The organism is Leucobacter aridicollis, from assembly GCF_013409595.1.
In the GTDB taxonomy this organism is placed as follows: Bacteria; Actinomycetota; Actinomycetes; order Actinomycetales; family Microbacteriaceae; genus Leucobacter; species Leucobacter aridicollis.
Window position 1 is genome coordinate 3,387,476 of sequence record NZ_JACCBD010000001.1, and the last position, 21,632, is coordinate 3,409,107.

The window sequence follows — 21,632 nt, forward strand, 5'->3', positions numbered from 1 at the left end:
GAGGCGATATGTCCGACCCGCACCCCGCGGTGGATGCCGACTACGTGAGCGCGCGCCGCCGCGAGACCCGCACGAGACTCCTCGACGCCGCGGCCGAGGTATTTGCCGAGTTCGGCATTCAGGGCGCCTCCGTCGAGCGCATCTGCGCACGCGCCGACTTTACGCGTGGCGCGTTCTACTCGAACTTCTCCTCGAAGGAAGAACTGTTCCTCGCGCTGCTCGAGCGCGAATACGAGCAGCGGGCAGACCAGATCCGCGTCCGCGCAGCCGAGCTCACTGAATGCCTGCGCCAGAGCCCCGAGCCCCCGACCCGCGAGGACGCGGCCGGCTATGTGACCACGTTTCTCTCCCCGAGCGGCAACGAGACGAGCTGGTTCACGCTCGAAACCGAGTTCCTGCTGCTCGCGCTGCGCCACCCCGAGGGCGAGGTGCAGCACGTCGACTTCAACCTCCAGTTCCGCTCGGAGCTCAGCAACGTCGTCGAGAGCATCGTGCACGCCGCGGGCCGCCGCTTCATCATCCCCGTCGACCGGGCGCTCACGATCCTCGCGGGCGGCTACGAGCGGGCGGTGCGCGTGAGCGCGCTCAGCGGGTTCGACGCCCCCGAGGGCGTGAACGAGCTCGGCGACAGGTTCGCGGAACTGTTGTTCACGATCACCGAGCCGGTGTAGGCGCCGGATCTTCCTGGTCCGCTGCCCTGGCCCTGGCGCCTTCCCTGGTTCCGCCTCGGGCCTTCCTTGCCCTGGCCCCGGCTCGGGCCTTCCTTGCGGTGGCCCCGACCCAACACCCCTTTCTCTTCCGCCCACATCTTGTTTGGGCTGAAAAGGATGTGCTTGTGCGAAGTACATGTGTTGGGGCTCTCGCCTGCACCTGCGGGTAGGATGAATTCGTGCTGCTTTCAGACCGCGATATCAATGCCGAACTCGGCGCAGGCCGCATCAAGCTCTCACCGAGCGAGCCCTCGATGGTCCAGCCGTCGAGCGTCGACGTAAGGTTCGACCGCTTCGTGCGCCTCTTCGACAACCACAAATACGCGCTCATCGACCCAGCAGAAGATCAGCCTGAGCTCACCCGAATGGTCGAGGTGGACCCCGAGGAGGGCTTCATCCTGCACCCCGGCGAGTTCGTGCTCGGCTCGACGTATGAGCTCGTCGGACTCCCCGACGACATCGCCGCGCGCCTTGAAGGCAAGAGCTCCCTCGGCAGGCTCGGCCTACTCACCCACTCGACCGCGGGCTTCATCGACCCCGGGTTCGAGGGGCACATCACGCTTGAGCTCTCGAACGTCTCGACGCTGCCGATCCGCCTCTGGCCCGGCATGAAGATCGGCCAGCTCTGCTTTTTCAGGCTGTCGTCTCCCGCAGAACGCCCCTACGGCGCGGGCGCGACGTTCTCGCGGTACCTCGGTCAGCGCGGCCCCACGGCGTCACGCTCGCACATGAACTTCCACCGCGCAGACGTCACCGGCACAGACGAGGGTGCCCGCGGGGCATAGCTTCGGGGCTCGCTCCGGGGCTCGCTTCGGGGCTCGCTCAAGACGCCAAGCCGGGGCTCGTTCAATCCCCCTGGGATCCGCAGTTTGTATGCCTCACCCTACGGCCTGAGGCATACAAACAGTCGATCCCAGACGATAGCGCCGAAGACCGCCGGGGCGCCGCAGTGAGGCCTACTCGGCGCCGTCGGCCCGCTCGCCGCTGCGAGCCTCGGCGATCCGGAGCACCTCGTCGAGGAAGACCTGCCACCCCTCGAGCGTCGCCGCCTTCTGCTCGTGCGGGAAGTCAGGCGTGTCCTGCGTCATCCGCAGGGCGGCACCGCCATCGGCGGGGACGACCGCCACGGTGACGAGCACCTCCGGCGCGTCCTCACCAGGCACGTCCGTGAGCGTGAAATCGAAGTGCATCGGCGGCTCGACCCTGGCGAACCCGCCCTGCCAGTCGATCGTGTTGCCGTCGGGCAGCACCATCGTCGCACGCCACCTGCCGCCCTCGATCGCGCTGAACTCGAGCCTGTCTGCCGGCACGTCAACGTCGGTGCCGCCGAACCAGCTCGCGAACGACTCGGCCTCGCTCAGCGCGGCAAACACGGCCTCGGGCGACGCGGTCGTCGCGCGATCGATGACGATGCCAGTCTGGGTAACTCCGGTCATGGTGGCCCCTCTCCGAGAAGTCAGGCTTGCGCCCCTGGGTTACGACACTACTGTGGGCCGGGCCCGGCAACCACCCTCAGCTTCGTCACGCGGGAGTCAACGGCGCCCCGCACGTATCCGATCGGCGACGCCGCCACAGCTCGGAGAAAGTCGAGCGCCTCCCGCGTGATCTGTTCGCCTGGCACAATGTTCGGGACACCGGGCGGGTACGCCGCGAGCGCGTCCGCGGACACGCGACCAATCGCCGCCGACCAGTCCACGACCTCGGTGCCCGCAAAGTAGGCGGCGCGGGGCGTCATCACCCGCGTGCCCGGGGCCGGGAGCGTGGGCACCGCCGGCGGTGCGCCGGCTGGGGTCCCGGCGTCCCGGTCCTCGCCGGCTGCCGCACGGTCGAGCACGGCAACCATCGCGCGGAAGAGCCTGTCGACGTCGAGTTCCTTCCCCGGCCCAAGGAACGCCACGACGGCCGCCGACGTCGCGATCTCGAGCAGGATCCCGTGGTCCCGCGCGAGCTCGGCGCGCATCTCGTAGCCGGTGACCTCCGTGCGCGACAGCCCGATCGAGACCCGAAGCGGGTCCGCGCGCCGCACGCTTGAGTAGTCGCCGAACTCGTCGCTCACGAGCGTGAAGCGGTCATCGGTGCGCAGGAGCATCCGCAGCCGCTCCGCGAGCACGACACTGTCGCCGATGCGGTCGGTTTCGCGCACAAGGCTGCGCCTGGCGATGTCGAGGGAGCCGAGCAGCAGGGAGCTCGCGCTCGTCGTCTGCGTGAGGGTGAAGGCCCGCTCGAGCGCGGGTTCGAGCGCGTCGGCGAAGGGTCCGTCGGCGAGTAGCAGCATCGCCGATTGGCCGAGGCTGCCACCCATCTTGTGCGTGCTCGTGACAACGATGTCCGCCCCAAGCGCCGTCGGGAAGTCTGGGAGTTCGGGATGGAATCCGAAGTGGGCGCCCCAGGCCGCGTCGACGATGAGCGGCACCCCGTGCGCGTGCGCGACGCCTGCGAGCCCCGCAATGTCCGAGACCGCACCGAAGTAGCTTGGTGAGATCACATACGCGGCCCGCGGGCGGTCCCCGCGCCCGGCCGCGCGACCGAACGCCTCGTCGAGGAGCGCGGGGGTGAGCCCATGATTGATGCCGTGCGTCGCGTCGAACTCGGGGAACACCCACTCCGGTCCGAGCCCGGTGACGACGAGCCCGTCGAGGAAGCTCGAGTGGGCGCTGCGCTGGGCGACGATGACGCCCACGTCCGCTCCGGCCTCACTGCCGGCGGCGCCGACGCCGATGACCGCCATCCGGTTGCCCTGCGAGGAGCCGTTCGCGAGGAACCAGGCCCGCCTGGCGCCCCACGCGTCGGCCGCGAGGGCGAGCGCCTGGTCCAGCGGGCTGTCGTCGCCCGCGTCGATCCCGTCGACAAGCTGCGGGATGTCGTGGCGCAGCGCCAGCTCACCGGCAAACTCGGCGAGATCGCCGGACATTCCGGCCGCTGTCGCCGCGTGGCCGGGCACCATGAACATCAGCGGATCCTGATCGGCGTGGCGCTCCAGCGCCTCTGCGTATGGCGCGCGACCGTGGTCGCGCCGTGGATCCTGCGCCTGCCTCATTGCTTGCCCTGCCCCGTTCGTTGGTGGTTATCGCCGCGATTCGCTGCGCGCCGCGCGGGCCGTGTCGCGCTCGGCCTGGGCCGCGAGCATCGCGTTGTAGGCCTCGAGTTCGGAGTCACCGGAGCGCTCCTCGGCGCGGTCCTTGCGCTTCTGTTCCTTCGTGTCGCTGCGCGACCACTGCACGGCGACGACGAGCGCGAGCGCGAGCGTCGGCAGCTCGCCGATGCCCCACGCGATGCCGCCGCCTGTCGCCTGGTCCTCGAGTGGGGTCGCGCCCCAGGTGCGGCCCATCGAGCCGAACCAGTCGGCGACGAACAGCGAGTCGCCAGTCATCATGGTGACGCCGAAGAATGCGTGCGACGCCATCGTCGCGAACAGGATTACGAGCCGGATCGGGTACGGTGCGCGGTTCGGGATCGGGTCGACCCCGATCATCGTCAGGCTGAAGAGGTAGCCGGAGATGAGGAAGTGAATGATCATCCACTGGTGGCCGAGGTGCTCGGCCATTGCCCACCTGAGAATCGGCGAGAAGTAGAACACCCACAGCGACCCGACGAAGATCGCGGCGGCGACGACAGGGTTCGTGACGATCTTCGACCACGGCGTCTGCAGCCCCCACATGATCCACTCGCGGGTGCCCCACGAGCCGTCCGTGCGCTTGTCGGTTGCGCGCAGCGCGAGCGTGACGGGCGCGCCGAGCACGAGCACGAGCGGAATGAGCATCGTGAACATCATGTGCCCGAGCATGTGGACGCTGAAGAGGTACTGCTCGTACGCGTTGAAGGCGCCGTTCGTCGCGTAGAACAGGAACAGCATCCCTGCCGTCCACGCGATCGTGCGGCCGATCGGCCAGCTGTCGCCGCGGCGGCGCAGGCGAAGCACGCCGGCGATGTAGAACGCGATGCCGAAGAAGGCGACGAGGCCCCAGGCGAGGTCGAACTTCCACTCGGTGAGGTAGCTCATCGGGGTGAGCTCGGGCGGCAGCGGGTCGCCCGTCAGGATCTCGGCAGGAGACGCCCCCACGGCCTCGCCGGCAGGCTCGAGCGGCACGGGGGTCGCGGTACGGCCGAGCGCGCCGGCGATGCCGCTCGCGAGGCCCATGACCGCCAGCTCGGCGACGACGAACCAGGCGAACACCCGCATGCCGCGGTCGCTCTGCTCGATGCGCGGGATGAGTCGTTGCCGGTGGAGGGCGCCGAACGCGCCAAGCGCGACGAGCGAGACTGTCTTCAGGATGATGAGCTGGCCGTAGCCGGTGCCGAAGAGCGCGTCGAGGTCGCCGATGCGCAGCCACGCGCTCACCACGCCGGACGCGCTCACTGCGATGAAGGCGAGCAGCGCGATCGACGAGTAGCGCGAGACGAGGATCGCGAGGCGTTCGCGATTCACGGACTTCGCGACGAAGATGAGCACGAGCAGTCCGCCGAGCCACACGGCGGCGCCGACGAGGTGGACGAGCAGCGAGTTCACGGCCTGACTGTGCCCGGAGGCGCCGGCGGCGTGGCCCTGCTGCGCGAGCGGCAGCGTGGTGAGCAGGCCGAGCACGAGCACGAGCAGGGTCATTCGCCGGCCGCGCACCGCGAAGGCGAACACCGTCACGAGCGCCGCGATGAGTAGCTCCCAGAGCCAGAGCTGGCCGATCTCGACCTCGGTGACGAACTGGGCGAGGCCCGCGCCGAACGCGGCGGAGCCCGAGAACGGCATCGTCGTGATGTCGGAGTAGGTGAGGATGAGGGTCGCGCCCGAGGCGACCGTGAGCACCGCTGCGGCGCCAGCCGCGACGTCCATCGCGATCCGGTACTCGGGCTTGTCGACCGCGAACGCCCAGACCGCCATCACCAGCGAACCGACGAGGCCCGCGACCGAGACGTTCACGAGGGTGCGCAGGATCGGCACGCCGTAGCGCACGAGCGCTCCCGGGTCTGCGAGGTCGCGCTCGTTCGCAGCCCCGCCAATCGACAGCCCCCAGAAGAGGGCGGCGAACGTCGCCGCCAGGAGCACGGCAGGGGCAATCACGCGAATGAAACGGGGCACCCCCCTAGCCTACGCGGGCAGACCTGACTGCCCGCACCTAAGCTGAGGGCATGCTGTTCCTTTTCATCGGCGCCGCGATCCTGAACGTCTACGCCGCGACCCTCGTGATCCTGCGCGCCGCCGTCTACCGCACCCGGCTATACCGGCCGATGCTCTGGAACATCATGCTCTCGGTGCTGCCGATCCTGCTGCTCGCGCTCGCGTTTGTGGCGCTCGTGGGGCTGCTGCCCGTCAACCGGGTGCTCGCGTTCGCGATCGTCACGGTGCTCGGCGTGGCCTGGCTGCTCATGCTGCCCAACGCGAGCTACCTCATCACCGAGCTCAACCAGTCGCACCGCTCCGACGACGACCCGGTTCCGCTCTGGTACGACATCATTCTCGTGATCTCACTCGCGATGAGTGGGGTGATCAACACGATCGTCAACGTCTTCGTCGCGCAGCTGCTCTACTCGGTGGTGATGTTCGACGATCGGGCCGTGTCGTTCTTTCGGCCGCGTGCGATGATCGCGCTCGCGGTCGTGCTGCTGCTCGTCGGCCTCGGCATGTACCTCGGGCGCTACCTCCGCCTGAACAGCTGGGACGTGCGGCACCCGACAGCGCTCCTCGAGAAGGTCGTCACTCACTTCAAGCAACGCGGCAACGCGCTCGCCTGCTTCGGCTTCACGCTCACCTACGCCCTCTTCATCGGGATCCTGTACCTCACGATCGTGACGCCAATCGTCGTGGGGCTCTACGAGCTCGAGCTCGCCCGCCAGTAGCTTCGGCGGGCGAGCTCGAGCGCTCCCGGACTGCTGCGACTAACGGCGCGGAGCCTGCACCTCGACGCGGCCCGTGCGGCGGCGGATCTCCGCCGCGACCTCGCGAGCGTCTCCCTCGGGGGCGGTCGACTTGCGATCCGGGCGTGCAATGAACAGGTAGAGCAGGCCAGACACGAGCACCACGGCGAGGCCGATGAGCACGACGTAGTTCTGGAAGAACGTGCCGCCCGAGTCGGGCTTCGCGAGCAGGATGATCGCGAACACGCCGTACGCGAGCGCGGCCACGTTCACGACGACGCCGAGGCCGCCGAGGCTGAACGGCCCGGCGGGTTTCCAGCCTTTGAAGCGCTGTCGCAGGGCCGCGAGCACGACCATCTGGAACGCGACGTAGATGCCGAGAATCGCGAACGAGGTGACCGGCACGAGCAGGCCGTCATTGAAGTAGATGAGCACGCAGATGAGCGCGGGGACAGTGCACGCGACGATGAGCGCGTTCGTCGGCACCTTGCTGCGCTCGGACACCTTCGACAGCCAGGTGTGGCCGGGGAGCATGCCGTCGCGGGCGAACGAGTACAGCAGCCGCGATGCCGCGGCCTGCAGGCTGAGCACGCACGAGACGAAGGCGAGCACAGTCACGACCAGGAAGACCTTCGCGCCGACGGTGCCGAGCGTCGACTCGAGGATCGCGGGGATTGGGTCTGCGATTTCGCCGGACACGATGCCCTCGAGGTCGGGGGCGGCGAGGACGTATCCGGCGAACGAGAACAGCGCGGAGACCGCGCCGACGAGGATCGTCATCATCATCGCCCGGGGAATGCGCCGCGCGGGATCCTCGACTTCCTCGGCAACGTCGCCGCAGGCTTCGAACCCGTAGAACAGGAACAGGCCGGCGAGCGCCGACGCGAGGAAGACCGGCAGGTACGAGCCGTCGCCCTCGGTGCCCATGGTGTCGAAGAACACCGAGAACTCGTGCTTGCGCTGGAACAGGAGCAGGTAGAGGCCCAGGCCGATCACGCCGACGAGCTCGGCGGCGAGGCCGATCCGCGCGATGCGCGCGAGCCACTTTGTGCCCGAGAAGTTGATGGCGAGCGCGAACAGCAGGAGGCCGAGGCCAGTGAAGAGGGTCGTCTCGGGGGTGAGCTCGATGCCGAACAAACTCGTGATGAACCCGGCCCCGAACTCGGCGACCGAGGTGATCGTCACGATCATCGCCCAGATGTACACCCAGGCAGCCATCCACGCGTAGCGCCGACCCCACAGCCGGCGCGCCCACGGGTAGACGCCGCCGTGGATCGGGTACTGCGAGACGACCTCGCCGAACACGAGGGAGACGAGCAGCTGGCCGCAGGCGACGATGACGATCCACCAGATCGAGGGCGGTCCGCCCGTCGAGAGCGCCAGCGCGAGCAGCGAGTAGACGCCGACGAGCGGCGAGAGGTACGTGAAGCCGAGGGCGAAGTTCGCCCAGAGGCTCATGGAGCGGTCAAATTTGCCCTCGTAGCCGAGCACTGAGAGGTGCTCGTCGTCGGCGAGCCGCGCCTCCGGTGGGGTTGCAGACATAGCGATGCCTTGCCTTTCTGATCTTCGTTGATCCGAGCTCTCCGAGCCCTGAGAGCAGCGTAGACCCCCGGCAGCGGGGGCGCTGCCGCAACTTCGCCCGGTGCTCGACGCGGCGGCTGGGCAAAGTGGACGCTGCGGATCCCGCGAAAGTGTGGTGCGGGCTCGGCGGCGCTACCAGCGGTTGCGAACGTCCTCGGCCCAGCCGGTGATCCCCTCGAAGCAGATCTCTTCGCCGGTCGCGGTGCGGAAGGTGCCGGCCCACTCGCCGAAGCACTGGTCCGTCCGGCCGGCAAGCACCCCGAAGTTCGTCTGGCTGTGTTTCACGTGAAAAGGTGTGAAGACCGCGTCGAACCCGCCGCCGCGCACGCGCCAGGGGCGCCGCCAGTTGTGTGAGTCGTAGTCCCAGGACGTCTCGCCGTGGATCTTGTGCATCACGCCGTCGACGAAGAACGCGTTCTCCGACACTCCGGTGCCGGCGGTCCAGCGCGCGCCAACCTGCACCCCGATGACCCTGCCGCACGCCCGGCCCGAGCCGGCGCCCCAGTTCCAGGCGATGCTATACGGCCAGCGGCCGCGCCCGTGGTCGAGCACCGCCCAGCTGTCCCCTGCGGGGAGCTGGAACTCGTCCGAACCGATCCGCAGCGTGCCCGTCGCGGGCCTGGCGACGTCCTTCACGGTGTACTGAAAGCGCGTGTCGCTCCACGGGACAACGAGGGCGAGCCGCTCGTGCCCCTCTGGCAGCACGGCGACGACGTCAAACGAGGCCCCGGCAATCTCGGCCCGGATGCGCGTCCCGCCGGGAACCTCGTCGATGTCGATCGACAGGCCATCGGAGCGCATGCTCGACGATCCCCGCTCGAGGCTCGGAGCGAGTACGGCGCCGCGCGGCGGGATCACCGCCCCGGCTTTGCCCCACTCCTCGCCCGTCTCGCGGTCGAGCACCCACACCTCGGGGACGCAGGCGTAGTCGATTGCCGATACCGTCGCCGCAAGAATGTGCGTTGGGGTGACGATATTCCAGTATTCCCAGCGCTTGTTTCGGCCGCGGCCAGCGCCGAGACCACTCGTGTCGATGATGGGCTGGGTCGCCCAACCGACGGCTGCGCGGTTGAGTGTGCCGTCCGGCGCGACGAGCGCCACCGGCGCCTGGATCGCGGGCTCAGTTATCGCCCCGTGCTCGTGCATTCCGTGTATCCCCCGCCTGTGACGCCGCTGCCAGCTCGCCCCAGCGAGGCAAGGCTTCGTCGTCGTTCATGGAGCGAGTCTAGTCCCGCTAAACCTCCGCCGCCGCCCCTCCGATGAGGGGACGGCCTCACCGGACCGGCGCCACCCGGCAGCACGTACCCGCACACGCAGCCGCATCCGAAATACTTGGAGCTGCGGCGAGCGCAACGCGCGCCCGGGGGAGGAATGACATGAGGTTCGCGCGCACGGGAACACCGGCGGGCCACCCGACCGCTCTTCACGACCGCGGTGCACTCGCGGCCTCCCGGCGAACCGGCCGTCTCGCACTCCCCGTGGCCGTCGGCGTCATCGCGGCGACGGCGAGCCTCGCGGGGTGCGCGGCACCCGATCAGGATCCGCGGGGCTCCACGCCCAGCCCCTCCCTATCCAGCGAGGCGGCGATCACGCTCCCACCCGCGGGCGCCTCCCCGGACTACCAACTCGGCGGGGCGTACGATCCTGCGCCCGGGGTCGGAATCGTCGCGCGCGACCGGGGCGCGGAGCCCGCGGCCGGCACGTACTCGATTTGTTACGTCAATGGGTTTCAGACGCAGCCGGGAGAGCTTGAGCTCTGGCCGGCCAGCACCCTGTTGCGGGATGCCGCGGGCGGGGTGTTCATCGATCCTGACTGGCCCGACGAGGTGCTGCTCGACACGTCCACACACGGGGCGCGCGAGGAGATTCTCGCGCGCGTCAGCGACTGGATCGCGGGCTGCGCGAGCGCCGGCTTCGACGCCGTCGAATTCGACAACCTCGACTCGTACACACGCTCAGGCGGCGCGCTCACCTTCGAAGACAACCTCGCGCTCGCGTCCGCGCTCGTCGAGACCGCCCACGAGCACGGACTCGCCGCTGGACAGAAGAACGCCCCCGACGATGCCGCCGCTCTGCGCGAGCGCGCCGGCTTCGACTTCGCCATCACGGAAGAGTGCAGCGTATTCAACGAGTGCGACGCCTACACCGACGTCTACGATGACCGCGTGATCGCTATCGAATACACCGACGCGCTGCCCCGGCCGTTTGCCGAGATGTGCGCCGACCCCGCGGCGCCGGCGTCGATGGTGCTGCGAGACAAGCCGCTCGGCTCGCCCGGCGACGACGGCTACGCGTTCGAGCTCTGCCCGCCAGGCGATCCTGCACCCTAGCTGGCGGTGAGGAGATCCTCGGCGCTCGCCCCAGGCAGCGCGAGGGTCACCTGCGTGCCCCACGGGTCCGCCACCACGACAGCGCGGCCGGTGTCCTGGAACGCGAGCCCGCGGTCGCGCAGGCGAGCGGTGAGCGCGTCAAGGTCCTCCCTGCCAGGCAGCGTGATCGCGACGTCGGCGAGCCCGAGACGCGCGGCGCGCAGCCCGGCCCCCTGGCTGTTCCAGACGTTCATCGCGACATGGTGGTGATAGCCGCCCGCTGAGGCAAACAGCGCCGTCGGGATGCCCGTCGCCGTAGCCTCGAATCCGAGCGCGTCGACGTAGAACTCCCGCGCCCGCGCGACGTTGCCGACCTGCAGGTGCACGTGACCGACGCTGCCCACCTGGAGCGCCGCGTCCGCAAGCACGCCCTCGTCGAGGTGCTCGCGCAGGTAGGCGTTGGGGTCGAGAAACAAGGTGTCCATGCGGATCTCGTCGCCGTCGTACTGCCACGCCTCGCGCGGCCTGTCGACGTAGAGCTCGATGCCGTTACCCTCCGGGTCGGTGAAGTAGAACGCCTCGCTCACAAGGTGGTCGCTTGATCCGGCGAACCTGCTGCGCGGGTCCTGGGCCGCCCGATAGACCGTCGCGGCGAGGCTCGCGGCGTCCGCGAACAGGAAGGCAGTGTGGAACAGGCCAGCGTCGCGCGGGTTGAGCTCGGGCAGATCGGGCGTGTGGATCAGGCGGACGAGCGGGGCGCCGCCGCGCCCGAGCACGCGATGCACCTGCCCGGCGAGCACCCGCTCCTCGATCGGCACGAGGGCGAGCGCCTGCTCGTAGTAGTCGCTCATGAGCTCGAGATTGCCGACGCGCAGGCTCACCGCGTCCATTGCGAGTCCCGCCGAGAGGGTGCGCTCGGGCACCTGGGCGATGTGCTGTTCCATGATTGCCTTTCGTTGGGTGGGGCGGCACTTGGCGCGCCTCCCCACCCGGTTGCCGCGGGGTGACTGTGCGGGTGGGTGAGTGCGGGTTGGTGAGTGCGGGTTGGTGAGTGCGACGTTAGTTGTTGACGGCGAAGCCGCCGGCCCACGAGATCTTCTCGCCAGCGGCGAGCGTGAGCTGCAGGAAGCCGATCGCCTCGAGTTCGTGGGCGCGCTTCAGCGAGCCCGCGTCAATGGCCGCGAGGCCTCCCGCGGTGACCGCTGCGGCAAGCGCGGCCTTCGCCTCCGCGTCGTCGCCCGCGACAAGCACCGTGGTCTGGGTCTCGCCGACCGTGCCTGACGCGAGGGTGGCGGCGAAATTCGTGTTGAATGCCTTGAGCACCTTCGCCGCAGGGAGTGCGCGCTGCAATTCCGCCGCCGCCGAGCTGCCCGCTGGCACGACGAGCTCGTCAAAGGTCTCGAAGTTCAACGGGTTGGTGATGTCCACGACGACCTTGCCCGCGAGCTGGTCGCCGTGGCTCGCGACGATGTCGGCGATTGCCGGGTACGGGACGGCGAGGATCACGACGTCGCCCTGGACCTTGGCCCCCGTGTCCGCGGAGCCGATGTGTGCGACGGTGGCGCCGCCCGAGGTAAGCACGCCCGCGATTGCGGTTGCCATGTTGCCCGTGCCGAAGATTGTGAAAGTGGTCATGCTGCGCTCCTTGATCGTGAGGTGTCTTTGGGGTGGCGGGGGTTGAACCGCTCCCATTTGGTTGTAGCTACAACCATAGGGTACGCCCGTTTTACTTGCAAGTGCAACTAAATTGCTAGAATGGACAAATGAGCTCTTCCCTCTCGCACCCCGAACGCGTTGCGGTCGCGCGCCTGCACGCGATGCTCGAGCTGCTCCCGACGGCACTCGACAAACGGCTGGGCGATGCGGGCGTCACCGCATTCGAGCACACCCTGCTCACCGCGCTCGTCGAACGCGAAGCGCGGCGCATGCGGCTCAGCGAGCTCGCCCGAACCACCAACGCCACGCTCCCCCGTATCTCGCGGGTGGCGACCTCCCTTGAAAAGCGCGGGCTCATCGAGCGCGCCCCGTGCCCCGAAGACGGGCGGGCGACAAACGCGGTGCTCACCGCAGCCGGGGTCGCAACCCAACAGCGCTCGCGAGAGCTCTACGACGACGCGGTCCGCGAACTCGTCTTTGCCGGGCTCGCGCAGCTCCCTGGCGACGGCGTCGCGCAGCTCACCGACCTGACGCTCGCCGTGCTGACGAGCCTCGATCCTGACCACCCGCGCGCGGCGGGCGCGACAGCCACACAGGAGTGTGCCGCAGACCCGGCCCCTGGCTCCGCTTCCGAGCCCACCGGCGAGCCCAGCTGCGCCGCAGACCCAGCTCCTGAGAACCTAGGCGCATGAGCACATCGGACTACCTCGCCGCGAACCAAGCGAACTGGGACGACCGCGCGCCCCTGCACGCCGCCCGCGACGGCTCGGGGTACGGCGTCGCCAGGTACCTCAACGACCCCGCGGCACTGTCGGACGTCGTCACCTTCGACCTCCCGCTCCTCGGCGACATTGCGGGGCTCACCGCCGTGCACCTGCAGTGCCACATCGGCACCGACACGATCTCGCTCGCCCGCCTCGGCGCCACCGTCACCGGCCTCGACTTCTCGCGCGAGTCAATCGCCGAGGCCCGCAAGCTCGCCTCCGAGGCTGGCGACGCCGTCGAGTTCGTGGAGTCCGACGTCCACCTCGCGCTCGACGCGCTGCCTCCCGAGGCGTTCGACCTCGTCTACACCGGAATCGGGGCGCTCTGCTGGCTGCCGCGCGTCCAGGACTGGGCCAAGGTCGTAGCCGGACTGCTTGCGCCCGGCGGCACGCTGCATCTCCGCGAGGCACACCCGATCCTCTGGGCGATGGACGAGTCAGTCACCACCGACCTCGCCCTGCGCTACCCCTACTTCGAGCACGTCGAACCGCTCGAGTGGGACGACGCCGAGACCTACGTGGACACCCCGACGGCACTGACCGCAACGAAAACCTACGAGTGGAACCACTCGCTCGGCGAGATCGTCACAGCGCTACTCGAGACCGGGCTGCGGGTCGAGGCGCTCGTCGAGCACCAGAGCGTGCCGTGGGAGGCGCTGCCGGGCCAAATGACGCTCGGAGACGACGGCGAGTGGCGACTGACGGACCGCGCCGGGGTGGTGCCGCTGAGCTACACGCTGCGCGCGGTGAAGCCGGCCTAGCGGCAGAGGACACCTGCCGGCGTCGTGTGGAGACGTTGGGGCTCCGTGCGGTGTGCGCACCCTGAAGTGCATCGATCGTGGGACTGGTTGCACGCGGATTCCAAGGAATCCGCCAGAGCACTGCTGACCACAGTAGGATCGGGGCAATCTCAGTGTGCAACAAAGGAGTATGCATGTCCACCGAAATTCGAGAGCGCCTTAACAGCCTTGCATCCAAGCTCGAGCAGCAGCGAGGAAGCATCGAGACTGAGGAAGCTACGAAGAACGCATTCGTAATGCCATTTATTTCTCTCGTGCTTGGCTACGACGTTTTCAACCCGAACGAGGTCATTCCGGAGTTCACGGCCGATGTGGGTACCAAGAAGGGAGAAAAGGTCGACTACGCAATTGTGAAAGATGGTGAGGTGCAGATCCTCATCGAGTGCAAACATGTCGGCGCACCCTTAAACATCAAACACGCGTCGCAATTGTTCCGCTACTTCGCCGTCACCACTGCCCGCATTGCTTTGCTTACGAACGGCGACGAGTACCAGTTCTTCACCGACCTTGACGCTCCCAACAAGATGGACGAGAAGCCCTTTCTCGTCGTTAAAGTATCCGATTTCGACTCCGCACTGCTTCCAGAGATCAACAAACTCGCTAAGGACGCATTTGATCTGGACTCGATCATCAATGCGGCCGAGGAGCTGAAGTATGTTGGCGAGTTTAAGCGCGTCCTTTCCTCCCAGTTCGCCGACCCCGACACAGATTGGGTCAAATTCCTCACCGCTCGAGTGTACGAAGGCTCGTTCACGCAAAAGGTCCGCGAACAGTTCACCGGTCTAGTACAAAAGGCAATGAAGCAGTTCCTCAATGACCGCGTCAACGACCGCCTCAAAGCCGCGCTGGGCAACCAACCTCTCCAGCTCGACGACGCATCGGTGTCCTCCCCCGAAGCGAGCGCACACGTCGCGGAGGCTTCGGCAGAAGCCGCGAGCGACGCTCGCGAAGGCATCGAAACCACACTTGAAGAGATTGAGGGATATCAAATCGTTCGCGCGATTGTCTGCAGTGAAGTCGCTCCCTCGCGAATCTTCCAGCGCGACAACAAGTCTTACTTCGGGATCCTGCTCGATGACAACAACCGAAAACCCATTGCGCGTCTTTGGTTCAACACTTCCCAGAAATACCTGGGCGTCTTCGATGCCGAGAAGAATGAGACACGGCAACCCATCGAGTCACTCGACGAGATCTACCGCTTTGCGGACGATCTCAGACGGACCGTCCAAGGCTACGAGGGCGGTAAGTAGCACCAGAGTCGGGTCGGTGCCTTAGCAGGAGCCCCGAGAGCGCAGGTGCGCATTCCACAGGGTTTACGGAGCGGCTCGGCGCGCGCTGGCGCTAGTCCCAGCGTGCGCCGGCCGCGGTGCGCTCGCGCTGGTGGCAGGCTGCACAGACCGACTCGTATTCGACCGAGCCATCGTCGATCGCGACCTGGTCGCCATCGAACACGGGCATGCCCGAAACCTTGCGCAGGTTCATCGTCGCCTTCGAGCCGCACCGGCACAGCGTACGGATCTCCTCGATCTCGTGCGCCACACTCAAGAGGCGCGCGGCCCCGGGGAAGTTGTCGCCACGGAAGTCTGTGCGCAGCCCGTAGGCAATGACCGTGATGCCAACGCGAACCGCCACATCGAGCAGCTCATTGACCTGACGGCTCGACAGGAACTGTGCCTCGTCAACGAGGATCACGTCGTGCCGCGCCTTCTCTGCGGGAAGGGATTCGCCATCAACCCAGAGGAAGTCGACGGGGCGCTCGACGCCGAGCCGCGAGATCACGCGGTCTCCCCCCTTGGAGTCAACGGCGGGCTTCACGATCAGAATCTGCTTGCCGAGCGACTCGTAGTTGTGCCCCACTTGCAGGAGGGCGACGCTCTTCCCAGCGTTCATCGCCGCGTAGCGGAAATGCAGTTTTGCCATGCAGCGACTTTACCGCGTTGTCGCAGCGGCTCGCCTCGCGTCGCTGCTCACTTCAGCGCCCCGCGTCAGTGCACGGGACGCCGCCTGCGCAGCCGCTTTGAGTTGCTTGGAGCTGCCTATGGAAAGTGAAAGCGAGACGAACACCTGTTTCGAATTACAAAAATGTAATTTACGAACCCGTGTTCTAGCGGTTTGTAAACCTCCTGTTCACAACCGGGTTCTCCACAGGCGGGTGTGGACAAGTTGTGGAGATTCCTCGAAATTAAGCTATGAGTTATCCACATTCTTGGGGATAAGTTGTGGAATCTGGACCCATGACCGGCCGTCACGCCACTGGGTCGCACGGCACCGGGCCGCCCGGCGCCAAGGCCGCTGGGGCACTGGGCCCACTGCGCCAGGGGCACTGGGGCACTGGGGCACTGGCTCGCTAGGGCTCGAAGCCGCGGGCCGCCATGCCTAATGCCTCCTCCCCGGGCCCCCGCTCCCCGGACGCCTCGCCTCCGCTCCCGGGCACCCGCCCCGCTCCCGTGCCCCCTCCGCCCCACTGTCGGGCCCCCTCCGCCCCACTGTCAGGCCCCCGCCACCCCCGCCACTGCACACGAATCCTGCAACTGCACACGTAATTTCGCGTTATTAAGGTGTGTTCTTGCGGGAAACGTGTACGCCGGCGGATGCTGATGACCCGGGCAAGGCTGAGATCGGGCAAGGCAGGCCGCGGGGGCAAGGCAGGCCTCGGGAGCAAGGCGGGAAGAACCGGGGCAGGCAGGCCCACGCGCGGCGCGGCGCGAGCTGGAGCCGCTGCGTGCCGCGATGCCCAGGCAGTCCAGCCCCAGAATCGACTCCAGGCCCCAAACGCAAAATGCCCGGCCAGACTTTCGTCTGGCCGGGCATTTTCAGGTGGTGGCGGGTGCGTGATTCGAACACGCGAAGCTTACGCGTCTGATTTACAGTCAGATCCCTTTGGCCGCTCGGGCAACCCGCCTCGGTTGCGTTACCACAACCAAGGAATAACACTACCGGCAGATCGGTCCGAACGGAAATCGAAACGCGCCCAATTCTCGTGCAAAGATCAATGCATGCCCACTCTTTCACCCGAGTACACCGTCCACTGGGCCCGCGGTCTCGATGAGCTGCCGGTGCGCACGTTCCACGACATCGCGAAGCTGCGGCAGGAGGTCTTTGTCGTCGAGCAGGACTGCGTCTACCTCGATCTCGACGGCCGTGATCTCGAGCCAACAACCGAGCAGTTCTGGGTGACCTACGATCCCGTGGTCGAGGTCGATCATCCCACCGAGTCACCAGCCGAGCGCCGCGAACCGACCGTCGCGGCAACGCTGCGCGTGCTCGATGAGGGTGGGCGCGAGCCGGGGATGCGGGCAATCGGCCGCGTCGTGACGTGCCCGCAGCACCGAGGCAAAGCGCTCGCGGCCGCGCTCATGGAGGCGGTGCTCGCGACGCACGGCGCCGAACCGCTCGTGCTCGAGGCGCAGTCCCACCTCACCGGCTGGTACGGCAGGTTCGGGTTCGAAGTCGCTGGCGACGAATACCTCGAGGACGGCATTCCGCACACCCCGATGCGGCGCGGCTAGCGAAGCAGGGGCGCAGAGGCGACAGGGCAACAGGGCAACAGGGCAACAGGGCAACAGAGGCCACAGGGCGACAGCGGCACCAACCCCCGCACCCGGCGGAAGCTACCTTTCGAGCCCGTACCCCTCGAGCCTGTCGAGCCAGGCATCGGCCGTCGCGTCGTCAAACGGCGCGACCTGCGCCCTGACGCGCGCCTCGAGGTCGAGAGCGAGGTGTTCCAACCGGTCCATGACGTCGCGCGGATAGCCGAATAGTGCGGCGTGCTCCGCCCACTCGTCTCGGTCGTCCACCCAGGTGCCGCGCTCCCCCTCGACCCGCACCACGTCGAGGTCCATGTCGATGCCGGTGACAAGCTCAGGGGTGTCCGTCCATTCGACATCCCACCCGAGGTCGATGTAGATGCGCATGCCCTTCCGGTGATTGCGGTTCACCGTCAGCGCGAAGTCAGGATGCGGGATCCCCGCGCCCTCGAACGCAGACCCCGGGCCGGCCGCCGGCACGAGGGTGACGCTCGCACCACCGACCGCGTAGGCCCGTCCCGGCCGGGCGCTCCCCCAGCCCGTCGGTTGTCCGACCCAGTCGCCCCACTTGTCGGACCCGAGGTAGACGCACTCGTGTCGCCAGTGCGGTGAGCCATCCCACTTTCGCCACTGGAAGATCATCAGGGTGCCTGGTGTTGGTCGCGACGTGTGCACAGGGGCGAGTCTAGCGAGGCTCGTCGCCGCGCTCATCAGCAACGGGCGCGGCGCGGTACGCCCATCAGCAACGGGCGCGGCGCGGTACGCCCGGCGGGGCGCCCCGCCCTAATCGAGCAGCGCGTCGAGGCCTGGCGCACGCTCGGCGAGGCCGTGCCGCTCCGCCCGCACCGAAATCGACTGCTCGCGCAGCAGCGTCAGGAGTTCGACGGGGCCCGCCATCGTCACGGGCTCGGCCCAGAGGGCGGCCCGGTCGAGCCCGCCCATCCATTCCGCAACGCGAACGCGTTCGCCACCGATGAGCCGCACCCGCGCCGCGTCAGAACCACCAGGGCCGCGCGGCCCCTCGGCTGCGAGCCGCTCAAGCCAGTGCTCGTCGCGTTCGAGGGAGACGTCGATGCCCTGCGAGGCGAGAAGGTCGCTGACGGCCTGCGGCAGCACGACGCCAGTCGAGACCGCAACGGGTGCGCGCACGAGCAGCGCGGCAGCGAGCACCCTGACGAGCCCGGCGAGCGCCCCGTCCTCTGCCAGCCGCACCTGCACCACGACCGGGGCCGTGCGGAGGGCGTTGCGCTCAATCCCGAGCCCGATGCCATCGGCGATCGCGCCAAGGTCCGTCTGCCAGGTGAGCTGGTCGGCGAGCGCCGCCCTGCGGAGCTCATCGAAGTCTTCGTAGTCGAGCGCGGGCTGCGCGGCCTCGATGAGCAGCGCGACCTCAGGCGCGAGACCCCTGAGGTGCAGGGTGTCGCTGCGCTGCCCCGAGCGCCGCTCCCAGGATCCCTGCGCGACGAGCCAGTGCGGGCCGCCGCCGAGCGCTGGCAGCCCCATGACCGCGTCGTTCCAGCCGCCGAACGGCTGCCGCTCGACCCGTGCTGCGCTGCTCGCCCGGTTCACCGACACCGAGGCCGCCTCGATGCCCGCGAGCCAGGATCGGACTTCGCCGTCATCCCACGACTGGATGGCGGCGACGGCACCGCTGCCCGCGGCGTTCTGCTGCGATACTGCCTCGCCGAGCAGCTGGGCGGTGCTGATCCCGATGACGGGGAGCCCGCGGGCGTCGTCCCAGAACGGTGACCCTGGTGCCACGCCGAGTCGCACTCCGGGCCGCCACAGCAGCCCCTCGTCGTCGAGCTGCTCGGGGGCCACGAGCCATTCCTCGCCCGGCGCGAGTTCCGTGAGCGCGGCGAGGCCTGCCGCACTCGGGGCTGCGGGGAGCGGACCGATATCGAAGGCGAGCGGGTCGTCGCCGAGCGGTCGCGCCGAATCGCCGACGCGGAGGCGCCGCACGGCGTCGGCGAGCGCGCTCCGGAAGCCCCGAGAACGGGCGACGCTCGCGAGCAGGACGACCATGTTTGTGCTGCCGAGCGACGTCTGCGCGCCGCGGAAGGCGGAGTCGATAATGTCGGGGATCGCCCGCTCCCGCTCGGCGGATGGGGTGACGAGCACCGAACCTCGCGCCGTGAAGTGGCCCTCGACGCGGAGGTCTGGGCGGTGCCGGGCGAGCGCCCGACCGAGCTCGCGCTCACCGAGCACGACTGCGCGGTCGACGTGCGGGCTCGCGCCGAGCTCGGCGAACGCCTCGTCGCCCGCGACGCTCACCGTTTCGACCGCGCCGGGGGTGAGCCCGCCGACCTCCCACTCCTCGACGCAGGACGTTGCCGCGTCGAGCATGCCGGGCGAGACGGCCCAGAGCGCGCCCGCGCCGCTGCCGAGCACTGCAAGGACCGCAGCGGCCTGGGTCGCGAGCGGCGCCGTGAGGTCGCCGACCACGAGTACGAGCCTGTCGGGCACAAACGTCGCGCCGCGCACCACGCGGAGCCCGTCAGCGAGCTGGGCGGCGTACCGAGCGGAGTCGATGATGTGGTTGACCGCGGCGTCGAGCTCTCGCATCGGCGCGCCGGTGCTCGCGGCGAGGTCCGTGATGAGGCGGTCGCGGGCCGCCGCGGTAGCGAGCGCGACGCGGCGGAGCCTGACGGCGCGGCCCTCGTGCCGGAGGTCCGACCAGCGCTGCGCTGCCTCGCGCGCGGCGGTCACGGCGGCATCAGGATCGAGGTCTGCCTGCGTCAACGCGATGGTCTCGTCGAGCCGTTCGCCGCGCAGCGCGATCTCGCCGGCCTGTCGGAGCAGCCCGCGGGCCCACTCCCGGTTCGCGGCAAGGCTGCCGTCGGTCGGCGGCTCGTTCGCGAATCCGGTGCGCGAGACGACCGGGATCGCGTGCTGCGGCGCGACGGCCTCGAGCACGACCTCGCCGGTGGCGTTGCGCGCCAGGCCGAGCACGGCGGCGGTCAGGCCGCCGGTGTCGTGGGTCGCCGGCTCGTCGGGGGCGCGGTAGAAGAGCGCGCTGTCGCGCTCCGTCGGATCCCACTCGCGGGCGCGCTGCTGCGTTCGGTGGCTCGCCGCGGGCGGTTCGGCGGCGAGTGCGATGGCGTCGCGGAAGACCTCGGCGGACACGTGGGTCGGTTCAGGATCGGCCGCCTCAGCGAGGAGCCCGACGAGGTACCCAAGGACCTCCGCGTACTCCCCCTTCGGGGTGACTGGCAACCGCAGTCGCACATCCGGCACGCCGTGCTCGTCGTTCACGAGCGCGGCGGCGAGCCCCGGCGCGAGACCGCACCTGAGTTGGAGCCCGAACAGCCTGTCCGAGCCGAGCTCGGTCGCAGCGGCGACGGTCGCCGCAGCGACGAGCGGATCCTCTGTGGCGATAACCGGTCGCAGCACCGACGCACGGCTCGGCTGCAGCGCGACCTCGATGAGCCGCAGAAGCTGGGCCGTGCGCTCGGTCGTGTCCTCGATGACGGCGACGGGCAACCCGCTCTGGATCGAGGCGACCCGCTCGGCCGCCGCGACATCACCGAGTCCGATCACGACGTCGACGGGCGCGCCACCGTCGGCGACCCGCCGGCGCGCGAAGCGGTGGATCGCGGCATAGGTTTCCCACGAGTCGGGGAGCTCAGCGAAGAGGCGCACCCCGACCTCGAGCCTGTCGAGTTCGGAGCAGCCGAAGGCGCGGGTGAGAAACTCAGTCAGCCGCTTCGCCCAGATCGTGTCGCGTGGCTCGATGACGAGCCGCACGCCGTGTTCGAGCGCCGCTTCGAGAATCGGGCGCGCCCGCTCGATCGCGAGCGTGAGGTCCGCCTCGATGCTCCACTCGTCGGCGCCAGGGGCGAGACGCGCAGGATCAAACGCGAGCTCCCGAACGGCAGGGTGTGCCGCGAGGGTGAGCAGGCGTTCGACCTCACGCTTGCCGCCGGACTCGCCGAACACCTGGGCGCCATGGAGCGCGACGAGCACCGAGTTGCCCCGCTCCCGGTGGGCCCGGATCGCCTCGGTGAGCGCGGTCATGCGCCCGGCGAGCTTGAGCTGGAGCAGCACGTCGGGAAGCCTGCCGAGGAGGTTCTTGCGCGCCGCGGGCCGCACAACCCACGGCAGCCCGAGCGAGGCGACGCCGCCGGCGCGAAGCAGCAGCCTGTCGCGCGTTGGCATGCTCTCGGGCAGTTCGCCCCGCGAGACGCCGCGCAGCCCGACGGCCGCGGTAAACGCGTCGGAGGTCCCGAACAGCGAATCGACGAGACGGCGGGTGAAGTCGAGACTTTCGGGGCTCGTCGCGAGCTCACCGAGCAGGCCGCCGCGTGGCGTGTGCTGGCCGTCACCGCCGGCCGTGGACACGCTCTCCCAGGCGCTGACGCGCTCGTGCGCGGCCTCTGCGACAGACTCCCACACCGACACGACGTTCACCTGCTCGTCTCTCATGACCCCACTCTAG

Annotated in this window: 18 protein-coding genes and 1 tRNA gene; 8 read left to right on the forward strand and 11 right to left on the reverse strand. The window is 68.6% G+C overall.

From position 1 onward, the window contains the following. Nucleotides 1-8 precede the first annotated feature (8 nt). Nucleotides 9-671: a TetR/AcrR family transcriptional regulator gene (locus BJ960_RS15555; RefSeq protein ID WP_185987952.1), complete on the forward strand. Its 663-nt coding sequence runs from the start codon at nucleotides 9-11 to the stop codon at nucleotides 669-671. A 218-nt stretch (nucleotides 672-889) separates the two neighbouring features. Continuing rightward, on the forward strand, nucleotides 890-1,495 hold the full coding sequence (gene dcd, locus BJ960_RS15560) for a dCTP deaminase (RefSeq protein ID WP_119285494.1): 606 nt from the start codon (nucleotides 890-892) through the stop codon (nucleotides 1,493-1,495). Between the two features lie 171 nt (nucleotides 1,496-1,666). Here the strand turns inward: dcd and BJ960_RS15565 are convergent, their stop codons facing one another. Genes BJ960_RS15565 through BJ960_RS15575 form a run of 3 tightly spaced genes read right to left on the reverse strand, consistent with a single transcriptional unit; the run spans nucleotide 1,667 to nucleotide 5,781 of the window. After that, nucleotides 1,667-2,146, reverse strand: a complete 480-nt coding sequence (locus tag BJ960_RS15565; RefSeq protein WP_185987953.1) for an SRPBCC family protein — start codon at nucleotides 2,144-2,146, stop codon at nucleotides 1,667-1,669. A gap of 47 nt (nucleotides 2,147-2,193) precedes the next feature. Continuing rightward, nucleotides 2,194-3,747 (reverse strand): aminotransferase class I/II-fold pyridoxal phosphate-dependent enzyme, encoded by a 1,554-nt coding sequence (locus tag BJ960_RS15570; RefSeq protein ID WP_185987954.1) that lies wholly within the window; start codon nucleotides 3,745-3,747, stop codon nucleotides 2,194-2,196. Between the two features lie 27 nt (nucleotides 3,748-3,774). Continuing rightward, nucleotides 3,775-5,781 carry a bifunctional copper resistance protein CopD/cytochrome c oxidase assembly protein gene (locus BJ960_RS15575; protein ID WP_185987955.1) on the reverse strand — a complete coding sequence of 669 codons (2,007 nt, stop codon included), beginning with the start codon at nucleotides 5,779-5,781 and terminating at the stop codon, nucleotides 3,775-3,777. A 50-nt stretch (nucleotides 5,782-5,831) separates the two neighbouring features. On the opposite strand from BJ960_RS15575, the gene BJ960_RS15580 reads away from it, so the two are divergent. Continuing rightward, nucleotides 5,832-6,539 carry a DUF1361 domain-containing protein gene (locus BJ960_RS15580; RefSeq protein ID WP_185987956.1) on the forward strand — a complete coding sequence of 236 codons (708 nt, stop codon included), beginning with the start codon at nucleotides 5,832-5,834 and terminating at the stop codon, nucleotides 6,537-6,539. A 39-nt stretch (nucleotides 6,540-6,578) separates the two neighbouring features. Here BJ960_RS15580 and BJ960_RS15585 read toward each other — a convergent pair whose 3' ends face one another. Both BJ960_RS15585 and BJ960_RS15590 read right to left on the reverse strand, forming a co-directional pair. Further along, nucleotides 6,579-8,099, reverse strand: a complete 1,521-nt coding sequence (locus BJ960_RS15585) for an APC family permease (protein WP_185987957.1) — start codon at nucleotides 8,097-8,099, stop codon at nucleotides 6,579-6,581. Nucleotides 8,100-8,270: 171 nt separating this feature from the next. Further along, on the reverse strand, nucleotides 8,271-9,284 hold the full coding sequence (locus BJ960_RS15590; RefSeq protein WP_185987958.1) for a DUF2804 domain-containing protein: 1,014 nt from the start codon (nucleotides 9,282-9,284) through the stop codon (nucleotides 8,271-8,273). A 230-nt stretch (nucleotides 9,285-9,514) separates the two neighbouring features. Here BJ960_RS15590 and BJ960_RS15595 point away from each other — a divergent pair, with 230 nt between their 5' ends. Then, nucleotides 9,515-10,468, forward strand: a complete 954-nt coding sequence (locus BJ960_RS15595; RefSeq protein ID WP_185987959.1) for an endo alpha-1,4 polygalactosaminidase — start codon at nucleotides 9,515-9,517, stop codon at nucleotides 10,466-10,468. Here the strand turns inward: BJ960_RS15595 and BJ960_RS15600 are convergent. Together BJ960_RS15600 and BJ960_RS15605 are read right to left on the reverse strand one after the other, a co-directional pair. After that, nucleotides 10,465-11,391, reverse strand: coding sequence for a VOC family protein (locus BJ960_RS15600; protein WP_185987960.1), 927 nt, complete (start codon nucleotides 11,389-11,391; stop codon nucleotides 10,465-10,467). The genes BJ960_RS15595 and BJ960_RS15600 overlap by 4 nt on opposite strands. Nucleotides 11,392-11,506: 115 nt before the next feature. Continuing rightward, nucleotides 11,507-12,082 (reverse strand): NADPH-dependent F420 reductase, encoded by a 576-nt coding sequence (locus BJ960_RS15605; protein ID WP_185987961.1) that lies wholly within the window; start codon nucleotides 12,080-12,082, stop codon nucleotides 11,507-11,509. A 128-nt stretch (nucleotides 12,083-12,210) separates the two neighbouring features. On the opposite strand from BJ960_RS15605, the gene BJ960_RS15610 reads away from it, so the two are divergent. The 3 genes from BJ960_RS15610 to BJ960_RS15620 all read left to right on the forward strand — a co-directional run bounded on the left by BJ960_RS15610 (nucleotide 12,211) and on the right by BJ960_RS15620 (nucleotide 14,917). Further along, on the forward strand, nucleotides 12,211-12,795 hold the full coding sequence (locus BJ960_RS15610) for a MarR family winged helix-turn-helix transcriptional regulator (RefSeq protein ID WP_185987962.1): 585 nt from the start codon (nucleotides 12,211-12,213) through the stop codon (nucleotides 12,793-12,795). After that, nucleotides 12,792-13,628, forward strand: coding sequence for a class I SAM-dependent methyltransferase (locus BJ960_RS15615; protein WP_185987963.1), 837 nt, complete (start codon nucleotides 12,792-12,794; stop codon nucleotides 13,626-13,628). Before BJ960_RS15610 ends, BJ960_RS15615 begins: the two co-directional genes overlap by 4 nt. A 173-nt stretch (nucleotides 13,629-13,801) precedes the next feature. Then, complete coding sequence (locus tag BJ960_RS15620; protein WP_185987964.1) at nucleotides 13,802-14,917, forward strand: type I restriction endonuclease; 1,116 nt, start codon at nucleotides 13,802-13,804, stop codon at nucleotides 14,915-14,917. 91 nt (nucleotides 14,918-15,008) lie between these two features. Here BJ960_RS15620 and BJ960_RS15625 read toward each other — a convergent pair whose 3' ends face one another. After that, nucleotides 15,009-15,587, reverse strand: a complete 579-nt coding sequence (locus BJ960_RS15625; RefSeq protein ID WP_185987965.1) for a thymidine kinase — start codon at nucleotides 15,585-15,587, stop codon at nucleotides 15,009-15,011. A gap of 898 nt (nucleotides 15,588-16,485) precedes the next feature. Further along, nucleotides 16,486-16,569: transfer RNA gene (locus BJ960_RS15630), tRNA-Tyr, on the reverse strand. 94 nt (nucleotides 16,570-16,663) lie between these two features. Here BJ960_RS15630 and BJ960_RS15635 point away from each other — a divergent pair. Next, complete coding sequence (locus tag BJ960_RS15635) at nucleotides 16,664-17,176, forward strand: GNAT family N-acetyltransferase (protein ID WP_185987966.1); 513 nt, start codon at nucleotides 16,664-16,666, stop codon at nucleotides 17,174-17,176. 102 nt (nucleotides 17,177-17,278) lie between these two features. Here the strand turns inward: BJ960_RS15635 and BJ960_RS15640 are convergent, their stop codons facing one another. Together BJ960_RS15640 and BJ960_RS15645 are read right to left on the reverse strand one after the other, a co-directional pair. Beyond that, nucleotides 17,279-17,869 carry a DUF402 domain-containing protein gene (locus BJ960_RS15640; protein ID WP_185987967.1) on the reverse strand — a complete coding sequence of 197 codons (591 nt, stop codon included), beginning with the start codon at nucleotides 17,867-17,869 and terminating at the stop codon, nucleotides 17,279-17,281. 108 nt (nucleotides 17,870-17,977) lie between these two features. Continuing rightward, nucleotides 17,978-21,619, reverse strand: a complete 3,642-nt coding sequence (locus BJ960_RS15645; RefSeq protein ID WP_185987968.1) for an aldehyde dehydrogenase family protein — start codon at nucleotides 21,617-21,619, stop codon at nucleotides 17,978-17,980. Nucleotides 21,620-21,632 lie beyond the last annotated feature (13 nt).